Origin of the sequence: Lachnoclostridium sp. Marseille-P6806 (assembly GCF_900625025.1) — a bacterium.
Classification (GTDB): Bacteria; Bacillota; Clostridia; order Lachnospirales; family Lachnospiraceae; genus CAG-791.
On the sequence record NZ_LR130575.1, the window covers coordinates 74,124 to 86,296 of the forward strand.

12 protein-coding genes are annotated in these 12,173 nt (G+C 55.9%); 9 read left to right on the forward strand and 3 right to left on the reverse strand.

Annotation, left to right across the window (positions count from 1 at the left end):
* The first annotated feature begins 56 nt into the window (after positions 1 to 56).
* The 4 genes from E0E20_RS02720 (at position 57) to E0E20_RS02735 (ending at position 4,052) form a co-directional block, all read left to right on the forward strand.
* Positions 57 to 1,382 (forward strand): ABC transporter substrate-binding protein, encoded by a 1,326-nt coding sequence (locus E0E20_RS02720; protein WP_242622629.1) that lies wholly within the window; start codon positions 57 to 59, stop codon positions 1,380 to 1,382.
* Between the two features lie 68 nt (positions 1,383 to 1,450).
* Positions 1,451 to 2,347, forward strand: a complete 897-nt coding sequence (locus E0E20_RS02725; protein WP_130836558.1) for a DMT family transporter — start codon at positions 1,451 to 1,453, stop codon at positions 2,345 to 2,347.
* Positions 2,348 to 2,378: 31 nt separating this feature from the next.
* A complete protein-coding gene (locus E0E20_RS02730) occupies positions 2,379 to 3,407 on the forward strand; it encodes a LacI family DNA-binding transcriptional regulator (protein WP_130836559.1) in 1,029 nt (342 codons plus the stop codon).
* A 57-nt stretch (positions 3,408 to 3,464) separates the two neighbouring features.
* On the forward strand, positions 3,465 to 4,052 hold the full coding sequence (locus E0E20_RS02735; protein ID WP_130836560.1) for a hypothetical protein: 588 nt from the start codon (positions 3,465 to 3,467) through the stop codon (positions 4,050 to 4,052).
* A 155-nt stretch (positions 4,053 to 4,207) separates the two neighbouring features.
* Here E0E20_RS02735 and typA read toward each other — a convergent pair whose 3' ends face one another.
* The 3 genes from typA to E0E20_RS02750 all read right to left on the reverse strand — a co-directional run bounded on the left by typA (position 4,208) and on the right by E0E20_RS02750 (position 7,767).
* Entirely contained in the window at positions 4,208 to 6,049 is a 1,842-nt protein-coding gene (gene typA, locus E0E20_RS02740; RefSeq protein ID WP_130836561.1) for a translational GTPase TypA, read from the reverse strand.
* Between the two features lie 105 nt (positions 6,050 to 6,154).
* On the reverse strand, positions 6,155 to 6,643 hold the full coding sequence (locus E0E20_RS02745; protein WP_130836562.1) for an HD domain-containing protein: 489 nt from the start codon (positions 6,641 to 6,643) through the stop codon (positions 6,155 to 6,157).
* Entirely contained in the window at positions 6,640 to 7,767 is a 1,128-nt protein-coding gene (locus E0E20_RS02750; RefSeq protein ID WP_130836563.1) for a putative ABC transporter permease, read from the reverse strand. The genes E0E20_RS02745 and E0E20_RS02750 overlap by 4 nt, the downstream gene beginning before the upstream one ends.
* A 170-nt stretch (positions 7,768 to 7,937) precedes the next feature.
* Between E0E20_RS02750 and pyrH the strand changes: the two genes are divergently transcribed.
* From pyrH to E0E20_RS02775, 5 genes are all read left to right on the forward strand, one after another.
* On the forward strand, positions 7,938 to 8,636 hold the full coding sequence (gene pyrH, locus E0E20_RS02755; RefSeq protein WP_130836564.1) for a UMP kinase: 699 nt from the start codon (positions 7,938 to 7,940) through the stop codon (positions 8,634 to 8,636).
* 18 nt (positions 8,637 to 8,654) lie between these two features.
* Entirely contained in the window at positions 8,655 to 9,209 is a 555-nt protein-coding gene (gene frr / locus E0E20_RS02760; RefSeq protein WP_130836565.1) for a ribosome recycling factor, read from the forward strand.
* Between the two features lie 124 nt (positions 9,210 to 9,333).
* The gene (locus tag E0E20_RS02765; RefSeq protein ID WP_130836566.1) at positions 9,334 to 10,059 is read left to right on the forward strand and encodes an isoprenyl transferase; all 726 of its coding nucleotides are present in this window, start codon (positions 9,334 to 9,336) and stop codon (positions 10,057 to 10,059) included.
* Complete coding sequence (locus E0E20_RS02770; RefSeq protein ID WP_130836567.1) at positions 10,056 to 10,889, forward strand: phosphatidate cytidylyltransferase; 834 nt, start codon at positions 10,056 to 10,058, stop codon at positions 10,887 to 10,889. The genes E0E20_RS02765 and E0E20_RS02770 overlap by 4 nt, the downstream gene beginning before the upstream one ends.
* Before the next feature lie 119 nt (positions 10,890 to 11,008).
* Positions 11,009 to 12,169: a 1-deoxy-D-xylulose-5-phosphate reductoisomerase gene (locus E0E20_RS02775; RefSeq protein WP_130836568.1), complete on the forward strand. Its 1,161-nt coding sequence runs from the start codon at positions 11,009 to 11,011 to the stop codon at positions 12,167 to 12,169.
* Positions 12,170 to 12,173: the final 4 nt, after the last annotated feature.

Genomic DNA, 12,173 nt, shown 5'->3' on the forward strand with positions numbered 1-12,173 from the left:
TAATCATGGAAAATTATCCATGGCGCATACAATTTAATGAAGGAGGAAATATCACTATGAAAAAGAGCAGAAAAAAACGGTTGCTGGCAACTGCTGTGGCAATTGCGATGACTGGCGGACTGCTGGCCGGCTGCGGAAAAACAGCACAGACGGAAGCCGGACCGGCAGGGGGTTCTTCTTCGGAGAAGAGCGGGGAGGGAGACATTACGCTCGCCGTATGGGCGTGGGATGTGGCTCTTATGCAGCTCAAAGACTGCGCCGCCAAATATCAGGAAGAACATCCGAATGTAAAGTTCGACTTTGTTGAAATGGGAACTGATCAGGTGTACAAGAAGCTTTCTACATCATTGTCTACGGGGAACGGCATTGCTGATATTATTCAGATTGAGGGGGATGTTATCACCGGTTATGAAGACAAATTTCCGGAAGGATTCCTGGATCTGTCGGATATCCTGACGACGGATGATTTTGTCCAGTCTAAGATCAACGAGTGTGTTTACAATGGCAAGACACATGCGTTTCCGTGGGATGCGGGTCCGATGGGATTTTTCTACCGTACCGACTACTTTGAGCAGGCCGGAGTTGAGGCAGGCAGCATCAAAACATGGGACGATCTCATCGAGGCAGGCAAAAAGGTAGAGGCAGTGTGTAAAACACCCGGCGGTGATCCGGTAAAAATGCTTCCGGTGAATCCGCAGAGGACAAATCTTTATACCATGATCCGCAATGAGCTCGGCACAGGCTTATTTGATGCGGACGGGAAGCCGATTGTGAATAATGATAATTCTATAAAGGCAATGGAGAAGGCAAAACAGATTTATGACTCTGGTATCTGTCTCGATTACAACGGATGGGATGAGTATGAGCAGTGCGTTGTCAATGAGTCCGTTGCCTGCATCCCCGAGGCGGTATGGATGATTGGGACGATTAAGGACAAATCGCCAAAGACGGAGGGGAAGTGGGCGTCAATCGCGCTTCCAGCCATAGATGGCGGTAAATATTCCTGCAATAATGGAGGCAGCGATCTTGCAGCGAATGCGAAGACGAAATACCCGGAACAGGTAAAAGATTTTATTAAATTTGCTCTTACAGACAAGGAACTGCAGATTGCGGGATTGGAAAAATACGGATTGTATCCCTCCTATAAGCCCAGCTATGATGCAAAAATTTTTACGGCTGGCGATCCATTCTTTAGCGGCAATGTTTATGCTCCTTTCGTCGAAGCGAGCAATAATATTGCGGATATTCCGGCGTCCCCCAATGTGCTGGAAGCGAATGACGAAGCAGCAGTTTCGTGTACGCAGGTTTATCTGAATGGAGCTGATGTAAAACAGACCTTTGATGCACTGCAGGAAAACTTCGAGAACAAATACGGACATTAATACCTCACGTAAACAAAGGTAATGAACGGAGGGCAATTTCTGCCCTCCGTTTTTCGGGTTATGTTATTATGAAAAAGTATCTTGGTGTGTTTGCACTGATTTTGGTAACGGTAATCTGGGGAGGCGGGTTTGTTGCCAGCGACATGGCACTGGAAACATTTACGCCCTTTCAGATTATGTTCTTCCGCTTTCTGATAGCATCAGTAATTATGGCGCTGCCGGCGAAAACTCAAATAAAGAAAATCAGCAGGAATGATTTAATAAGCGGCGCGGTTCTTGGATCGGCATTATTTGGAGGATTTGCTTTACAGGTTATCGGCCTGCAGTATACTACTCCATCGAAAAATGCCTTTCTGACAGCGACAAATGTTGTTATGGTTCCGATTATTGCCCTGATTTTTGGAAGAAAGAAGATTTTAGTGCAGGGAATTCTTGGCGCGGGGATCGCGCTCGTCGGGGTTGGTGTGTTGTCGATTCAAAGCGGATTTTTAATCGGCAAGGGAGATATGCTTACGCTTTTATGCGCTGTCTGTTTTGCTGCACAAATATATCTCACAGGTTTGCTTGTACACAAAATTGATTTTTCTGTTTTGAATTTCCTTCAGATGCTGACTGCTTTCACACTTTCTTTTGTCGGATTTATTGGCACTGGAGGATTTGCAATGAATCCTTCGGCTAAGAGCATCCTTGCCGTGCTTTATCTTGGAACTGTCAGCACGAGCGTTTGCTATTTCCTGCAGACATGGGCACAGAAATATGTGGATGAGACCGGTTCTGCTATAATTTTATCTATGGAATCTGTTTTTGGAACATTTTTTTCTATTATAATATTGCATGAACGGATCACTTTGAGAATGATTATCGGATCTCTTTTAATTCTTTCTGCGGTACTCATTTCAGAACTCAGGGGAAGAACATCCGGAACAAAAAATAGTGACCTGCACAAACCTTGTGAGGGTGCCTGAAAAAAACTGCAGGTCAGCTGGTGGAGAGAGCATGGCAACAATTAAAGACATTGCGTTGAGGGCAGGGGTTTCTCCTACAACGGTATCCCGGGTGCTGAATCACGATGAGACGATTAACGTACAGGACAGAACCCGCCGGAATATTCTTGAAGCGGCAGAGGAACTGGAATATACACCGAAAGCAAAGCGTAAGGGGAACCAAAACAGAAAGCTGCGGGTTGGACTGGTTTATACTTATTCTCCGGAGGAAGAGCTGGAAGATCCCTATTATCTGTGCATCCGGCTTGCTGTCGAAAAGAGACTTCAGAAAGAAAAGTATACCAGCATCATGCTGCCGGAGAGAGACCTTTCACCTGTGTTGCCCGGTGTGGATGGAATCATTGGATTGGGTACATTCACAAGAAAGAAATTTGAATCTATCGAGGGGTGGCATATTCCGGCTGTATTTATAGACAGTATGCCCGGGAGCTGCAATTTTGACTCGGTTGTCGTGGATTACCGTGGCGCCATGAACTCCGTTGTCGATTATTTGTATGGCTGCGGACACCGCAGAATCGGTCTGATCGGAAGTGATGAATCGTATGAAAGTTCGGAACAGGTAATGGAACCGCGGACAGTATATTTCCGGGAACTTCTGGGGAAAAGAGGATTATACGATGAGCGTTTTGTGAAAACCGGAAAGTTTACGGCCGGCGACGGACACCGACTGTTCATGGAACTGTATGGTGACTTCCATGGTGCGGGCGCGAAATATCCTGCATCGGAGTCCCCGACCGCGCTGTTTGTCGTAAATGATACCATAGCATCAGGTGTATATAAGGCGGCATATGATTTGAAGCTGATGATTCCGGGTGCAGTCAGTATTATTGGGTTTAATGATATTCCGTCTGCAAAGTACATGACGCCTCCGCTGACGACAGTCCGGCTGCCAATGGAATTTATGGGAGATTATGCTGTAAAACTTCTCAGGGAAAGGGTGCTTGGAGAGAGAAAAACAAGCATACGGGTAACGGCAGGGACCGAGATGAAAGTGCGTGGAAGCGTAAGGATGATCGACTGAAAAGCATTCTGTATGTGTTACAATAAAGATCAAAGAAATTTCGACAGGGAGGAAACGATGAGGAAACAGAAGAGATCGTGCTGGCTTGCCCTTGCGCTCGCCGTATTTACGGCGGTGGGAACGATGTCCACGGGCGCTTCCGCCGTGCATGCGGCAGGGATCACCCCGTATTTTCTGACCGTACAGAATGAGGTGGTGAAAACGCCGGACGGGGTTATGTTTCAGCTGCGCCGCGATTTTGCGCATCCCTATGTGATCCGCAGCGAGAATCACGGCAGGGACTACAACCGCGTTCTGGTCGTGGAGCTGACGATTCTGAATAACTCGGGCAGGATGTTCAATTATACGGCCTTCACTTCTGCGGCGGACGCGGCGGGGAAGCCCCTGCAGAACGCGGAGCCTCTGGCCGCCTGCGAATTCGGCACGCTGGAGAACGGAAAGGCGGCGAATATTGTGGCCCGTTTCCTCCTGAAAAAGGAAAATGACGTCTCCTCGTTCCATATCGGCTACCAGCACATGGATTATTCGGCGCAGTATCTCGCGGATATGGATGCGTACAGTCTGGGGCAGCTCCCTCTGGAGGAGATCGCGGCGAAATACGCGGCGGTGCCCGTGAGCTTTACCGTGACCAATCCGAAGCAGTGAGCGGTATCAGGGCTCTTGCCCGAAGTATCTATAAAATAATATGCCCCTGCGGCGAGTGTAGCGGCCCCTCTTTGTCAGACGAAGTATCTGACGACAGGGGCGGACACGTGCCGCAGGGGCATATTTTATCTTTCCGTATTCGATGACAGATGCGGTCACCCTTTCTGCGAGGCGGAGATCACGGCGCGCTTGCGCAGACGGGGATCAAGGATTTTCTTGCGGATGCGGAGCGACTTTGGCGTGACTTCGAGCAGCTCGTCCGCATCGATGAAGTCGATGGCCTGCTCCAGCGAGAGGAGCTTCGGCGGCACGAGGCGGAGCGCCTCGTCCGAGGAGGAGGTTCTTGTGTTGGTCAGGTGCTTCGTCTTGCAGACGTTGCAGAACACATCCTCGCCCTTGCCGGCCTCTCCGATGACCATGCCCTGATAGACCTCCTGCCCGGGGGTGATGAAGAGGCTGCCGCGATCCTGCGCCTGAAACAGTCCGTAGGTGACGGCGGTGCCGTTTTCAAAGGCGATGAGCGAGCCCTGCTTGCGGTAGGAGATATCGCCGCGGTACGGCTCGTAGCCCTTGAAAATGGTGTTCATGATTCCGTTGCCCTTGGTGTCGGTGAGGAAAGAGTCGTGATAGCCGATGAGGCCGCGGGATGGAATATCAAATTCGAGACGGGTGAAGCCGTTGTTCGCGGTCCCCATGCTGACAAGATTTCCCTTGCGCTCCGAGAGCTTTGAAATGACGGAGCCCGAAAATTCATCCGGAACATCGATGTAGCAGATTTCGATGGGCTCAAGGCGCTTCCCGTTTTCGTCCGTCTTATAGATGACCTCCGCCTTGGAAACGGCAAACTCGTAGCCCTCGCGGCGCATCGTCTCGATGAGAACGGACAGATGCAGCTCGCCGCGGCCGGAGACCTTGAATGCATCGGTGGTGTCGGTGTCCTCTACCCGGAGAGAGACATCCGTGTTGAGCTCGCGGTACAGGCGGTCGCGCAGATGCCGCGACGTGACGAATTTGCCCTCGCGGCCGGCCAGCGGAGAGTCGTTGACGTTAAAGGTCATGGCGATGGTGGGCTCCGAGATCTTCTGGAACGGGATGGCCTCCGGCGCGTCGGGCGCGCAGATGGTGTCTCCGATTTTCAGATCCTCGATGCCGGACAGCGCGACGATGGAGCCGATGCCCGCCTCCGTCACCTCGGCCTTGGAGAGCCCCTCAAATTCGTACAGTCTGGTGATCCGGACCTTTCTGTGCCGGTCCGGATCGTGGTGGTTGAGAAGAACGCATTCCTGTCCGACGCGGAGCGTGCCGTTGTCGACGCGGCCTACGCCGATGCGCCCGACGTATTCATTGTAGTCAATGGTGGAAATCAGCATCTGCGTTCCAGCCTCGGGGTCGCCCGTGGGGGCGGGGATGGTGTCGATGATCGTCTCGAAGAGAGGCTTCATCGAGGAACCGACCGAGCCGAGATCCAGCGTCGCGATGCCGGCCTTGGCAGAGGCGAAGACAAAGGGACAGTCGAGCTGCTCGTCATTGGCGCCCAGATCCATGAGGAGCTCGAGCACCTCGTCGATGACCTGTGTGGGACGTGCGCCGGGGCGGTCGATCTTGTTGATGCAGACGATGACGGGAAGATCCAGTTCCATGGCCTTGCTGAGCACGAAGCGGGTCTGGGGCATCGGCCCCTCAAAGGCGTCGACGACGAGAATGACGCCGTTGACCATTTTGAGGATGCGTTCTACCTCTCCGCCGAAATCCGCGTGGCCGGGGGTGTCGATGATATTGATTTTCACGCCGTTGTAATGAACGGCGGTGTTTTTGGAAAGGATCGTGATGCCGCGCTCCCGCTCAAGAGCGTTGGAATCCATGACGCGCTCCTGCACCTCCTGATTCTCGCGGAAGACGCCGCTCTGGCGAAGAAGCCCGTCGACGAGGGTTGTCTTGCCGTGGTCGACGTGGGCGATGATGGCGACATTTCTGATATCTTCTCTTTTCTGGATCATGAAAAACTCCGTTTCTTAATACGATGTATCACGGAAAGGCCCGCTTTCAAAACCGCATTATTATAGCACTGCGGGAGGGGGAGACACAACTGCGGGCAGCAAAAGCTACACGGCGTCCCCCGCGGTCCTGTGTATGCGGGAGCGCCGCCGGAGCGTTTCTCCCGCGGAGACGAGCTTGTCGGCGAGGCAGACGACAAGGGCCTCGCGGCAGTGCGGAACACAGAACAGGTTGAGCGGCCACATGTGGCTGCGGATGATGTCCTTTTCACAGGGCGTGAGGTCTTCAAAATCCCGGACGGCGTTCTGTAGAGCGGTCTCGGCGTGATGGTAGCCGTGAAGAGGGCCGCGGTAGCTGTGCCAGTCATACAGAAAGTAGTCGTGCAGAACCGCTCCGCGGACCAGCTCGCGGTCCCGCATCGGGACAGAGAGGCGGCAGCGGATGCGGTAGCTCATGCGGGCTACCGCGATGCAGTGATCATAGGTCGAGGTGGAACCGTGCTGGATGTATTCTTTCATCCGGAGCGTCCGCCGGTCGGCGTCAATGCCGCCGAGCAGAGCCCGGAATTTCTGTTCCTGCGAAGCGGATATATTCATAAGAAAGAGTCCTCCCGGCGGTGCGCCTCGTCCGGCGTTTCTTTCCGGCCCTCGCCGGACGTCTCATGCCGGACTTCGTCCGGTGCCGCATTACAGCTCTCGCCGGACGCTTCGTTCCCGCTCCTTTCAGGCGCTTCGCGCCGGATCCCGTCCGGTGCTTCCGGCTGCTGCACGCTCTGTGAGCCTGCGCCGGCATCCTTTTCTTTCCTGCTCCGGGAGGAGGGCAGCGCGGAGATCGCCTCTTTCATTCGCTCTGCGGTGCGGGAGAGACGTTCGGTGCTGTAAAACGGAATGCTGCGGAGGCTGTACTGCTGGCGCTGGCTCAGCGTGGAAGCATATTTCCGGAAGCGATCGGTCATGTCCTCGAGGGCCTGTCCGGATTCCTCCAGCTTGCCGCGGAGCAGGGTTGCCGATTCCTCGGCGGCGCTGCGGATGGCCTGCGGCAGCTCCTCCGCCCGCCCCAGAAGCGCGGCGGAGGATTCCTTTGCCTCTCTGGCATAGGCAGAGATCGCCTGCTTCGGTATGCTGGCTTTCTGCACCGCGAGCTCCATGCGTGTGTCGAACTCGGCCGAGATCTGATCGAGCCTTGCCGTGAGAGAGAGGAGCGTGTCCACCGTCAGCGCAAAATCGGCGGCGAAGAGGGCCGCCAGAAAGATCGAGGCGGCCTCCTCGGCGGGAATCGGGAGAGAAAAGGCGTCCGCTGTCCGCTCAAAAAACGGAAGTACCCAGCGCATGAGGACGACGCCGGCGGCGCCGAAGCCGACAGAGGCCGGGAGACAGATACGGCCGTGAATGTTGAGCGGGACATTGCTGTAATCCCACCAGCGGGCGTGAAAATGCCGCTCCAGAACAAAGGAGGTGAGATATTCAAGGACGGCGCTGCCGAGCATACTTATAAGGAAGACGCCCCACAGAGGGAGCAGCGCGAATCCGGAGTCCGGCGCAGTGAATGCGCGCAGAAGCAGGAGAGCGGTGACGCCGCAGCCATAGATCGGGCAGACCGGGCCGTAGAGAAAGCCGCGGTTGTCCCAGTGTCCGGTTCGGACAGCGCAGTAGATACATTCGTATATCCAACCCAGAAAGCTGAACAGGATAAATCGGTTGAATAGCTGGCTTATCAGCATGGCGCAGATACCTCCTTCGTTTTCTGTGGTTTATTCTAGCACATAATAGTTTCCACCGCCGCGCCATTTATGGTATCATGGGAATCGGCATAAGGGCGTGTGTCCCGGTGCGGCGGCTCCCGCGCGCATGCCTCCGGGAACGGCATAAAAATACTTCGGCATGGAGAATTATGAGCAGAATCATTCTTAAGCTGAGCGGCGAGGCACTGGCCGGGGACCGCAGAACAGGCTTCGATGAGGAGACGGTCCGCCGGGTGGCGCGTCAGGTTCGGCGTCTGGTGGAGGCCGGTCACGAGATCGGCGTGGTGACCGGCGGCGGAAACTTCTGGAGAGGGCGCACCGGCAACGAGATCGATCGGGTCAAGGCCGATCAGATCGGTATGCTGGCCACGGTCATGAACTGTATTTACGTGTCGGAGATTTTCCGGACGGAGGGCATGATGACCAGCGTGCTGACGCCTTTTGAGATAGGGGGCTTTACGAAGCTCTTTTCCAAGGACAGGGCCAGCAAATATTTTGCCCACCACATGGTCGTCTTTTTTGCGGGCGGGACGGGGCATCCGTTTTTCTCGACCGACACCGGCGTGGTGCTCCGGGCGATCGAGGTCGATGCGGACTGTATTCTCATGGCGAAGAGCATCGACGGCGTCTATGACAGCGATCCGGCAAAGAACCCGGAGGCAAAGCGCTTTGACACCATTTCCATCGACGAGGTGATCGCGAGGAACCTTCAGGCAGTGGACATGACGGCGTCGATTCTTGCAAAGGAGAACCGGATGCCGATCCGCATCTTTGCCCTGCAGGAGGAGAACAGCATCGTCCGCGCGGCAGAGGGAAATCAGGGCGGAACAACAATCACGGTTGACTGACAAAACAGGAGTGAGGCCATGAATGAAAGACTGAAAGGGTACGATGAGAAGATGATCAAAACAGTGGAGTTTCTCCGGACGGATCTGGCGTCGATCCGCGCGGGGCGTGCGAATCCTCATGTTCTTGATAAGCTTCGTGTGGATTATTACGGCACGCCGTCACCGATTCAGCAGGTCGCGAACGTCTCCGTGCCGGAGGCGCGCATCATTGAGATCAAGCCGTGGGACAAGAGCATGATCAAGGATATCAACCGCGCGATTCTTGCGAGCGATGTCGGGATCACGCCGATCACCGACGCGTCCTCGATCCGCCTTGTGTTTCCTGAGCTTACGGAGGAGCGCCGCCGGGATCTTTCCAAGGAGATCCGCAAGCACGGCGAGGAGGCGAAAATTGCGATCCGCAACGTGCGCCGAGACGGCAATGATGCCTTGAAGAAGCTCACGAAGACCGAGGATGTGTCGGAGGACGAGGTAAAGGATCTGCAGGATGAGCTGCAGAAGCTCACGGATAAGTACGGAAAGGATATTGATGCTGCGATCGAGGCAAAGACCAAGGAGATCATGACGGTCTGACGCCCCGCGGCAGCGGCAGGGATATAGAGGCAGCGACAGTGAGCAGGCAGGTGTTCCGGGGAATTTGCAGGAGCGTCTGCCTGTATGTCGATCAATCGGACGAAAGGAAGCATTTCCGGGGCGTATGGAACAGGAGAGGCAGGAAAGACAGATTCCCAGACATGTGGCGATCATCATGGACGGAAACGGACGTTGGGCGAAAAAGCGGGGGCTCCCCCGCACCATGGGGCATGCGCAGGGCGCGCGGGTGGTCGAGCAGATCCTTGAGGACGCAAAAGACATGGGGATACGGTATCTCACGGTCTATGCGTTTTCGACGGAGAACTGGAGCCGACCGGCCGCAGAGGTAAAGGCGCTGATGAACCTTCTTCGCACATATATGAAGACAAGCCTTGCGAAGTGTGCGAAAAACAACGTCTGCATCCGGGTGATCGGCGACAAGTCAAAGCTCGACGAGGATCTGCAGGCATCAATTGCGGAGCTCGAAAAGGAGACGGCGGACAACGACGGGACAGGCTTCCAGATTGCGATCAACTACGGGGGAAGAGACGAGCTCGTCCGTGCGGCGCGCCGGCTTGCCGCTGCGGCGGCTGAGGGAACGCTCCGCCCCGGGGAAATTTCGGAGCAGAGTATTTCGGATGCTCTGGACACAGCGGGGATTCCGGATCCGGATCTTCTGATCCGCACCTGCGGCGAGCTGCGCATCTCCAATTTCATGATCTGGCAGAGCGCCTACACGGAGTATTACTTCACGGAGACGGCGTGGCCGGATTTCACAAGGGCGGAGCTGGAGAGAGCGGTGGAGGCCTATCAGCGCCGGGAACGCCGCTATGGAGGACTGGTGCAGTGAAAACTCGTGTGCTCAGCGGTGTTGCCATCGCGCTGGTAACGATAGCCGCCGGGTGGTTTGGCGGCTATACCGTCGGATTTATTCTGCTGATCTGCTCTCTGACCGGCTATTTTGAGCTGTGCCGGGCGTGCCGGGTCGTTCCGGAGAAAGGGCAGAGCGGTCTCTCCGCGGCCGGTCTGGCGGCGACGGTAATCTATTATCTCGGCATCATGTTCGGCGGACGCTATATCGGCCCGGACTTTTTTACGCTCACGGTGATCGTGCTTCTGCTCCTTGTGCAGATGGCGGTCTATGTGTTCTGCTATCCGAAGTACTGCGCGGAGCAGGTCATGGCTTCGCTGTTCAGCTTCGTGTACTGTCCCGTCATGATGAGCTTCATCTACCGGGCGCGGCTTCTGCCTCACGGTCTGTATGTGTTCGCGCTGATCTTTTTCTGCACGTGGATCTGTGACTCCTGCGCCTACTTTGCGGGACGCGCGTTCGGCCGCCGGAAGCTCGCCCCGGTGCTCAGCCCGAAAAAGACTGTGGAGGGCTCGATCGGCGGGATCCTCGGCTCTGTCGTGCTGTGCTTCCTGCTGGCTCTGATGCTGCAGCACAATTATCCCGAGGAGGATACGGTGGGCTTCCGGCTGGCGTTTATTGTGATCGGCTTCGTCGGGGCGGCCGTCAGCGAGATCGGGGATCTGGCGGCGTCCGCCATCAAGCGCAACCATGACATCAAGGATTACGGGAGCTGTATTCCCGGACACGGCGGCATCATGGACCGCTTTGACAGCGTAATTTTTACGACGCCGATCATTTATTTTCTGGCCGTGCTTCTTCTGACCTGACGGCAGGGCGGACCGGCAGGACGGGAAAAAGCGGAGCTCTCGCGTGGGCTTGCGCGATTTTTACAGTGCGTGCTCTGCGTTGTCCTGCATAAAGCGCTGCGGCATGAGGATTTATTATTATGAAGCAAATTACGATTATCGGATCGACCGGCTCCATCGGCACGCAGGCGTTGGATATCATACGGAATTACAGGGAGGAACTCGGCGTCGCCGCGCTGGCGGCGGGACGGAATGTGAGCGGCCTTGAGGCGCAGATCCGCGAGTTCCGTCCGAAGCTTGCGGCGCTCTGGGAGGAGCGGGCGGCGGAGGAGCTCCGCGCGCGGGTCAGCGATCTGCCGGTGCGGATCGTTTCCGGCATGGATGGACTGCTTGAAATCGCGTCGATGGACGAGGGTGAGATTTTTCTGAACGCCGTGGTCGGGATGATCGGGATCCGACCGACGCTGGCGGCCATTGCGGCAGGGAAAACCATTGCGCTCGCAAACAAGGAGACGCTGGTGACGGCGGGGCATCTGATCATGCCGGCGGTCCGGGAGGCGGGGGTGACGCTTCTTCCGGTAGACAGCGAGCACAGCGCGATCTTTCAGTGCATGAACGGAGAGCCGGCCGGGAGAGTGCGCCGCATCCTCCTCACCTGCTCGGGCGGCACGTTCCGCGGCAGGACGCGGGAGCAGCTCGTCCATATGACGGCAAAGGATGCGCTGAAGAATCCGAACTGGAGCATGGGCAGCAAGGTCACGATCGATTCGGCTTCATTGGTGAACAAGGGACTGGAGGTGATGGAGGCGAGCTGGCTTTTCGGCGTCCCGGCCGAGAGGATCGAGGTGCTGGTGCAGCCGCAGAGCCTGTGTCATTCCGCCGTGGAATATGTGGACGGTTCGATTATGGCGCAGCTTGCCTATCCGGATATGCACCTGCCGATTCAGTATGCGTTTTTTTATCCTGACCGGAAAGAGCTGGAGATCCCCGTGCTGTCGCTCGAGGAGATCGCTGCCATACGCTTTGAAAAGCCGGATACCGATACGTTCCGCGGACTTCCGCTGGCGTACCGCGCGGCGGCGGCCGGGGGAAGCATGCCCACGGTGTTCAACGCCTCGAACGAGGAGGCGGTCGCATGCTTCATGAGAGATGAAATCGAGTTTCTGGAGATCTATGAGCTGATCGAGGGAGCAATGGAGGCGGTCCCGCTGATCCGGGAGCCGTCACTCGGGGAAATTCTCGAGACGGAGCGTCTCAGCCGGAAGTATGTGCAGGGGCGCATCTCCTCCGAGGGACGCTGAGTAC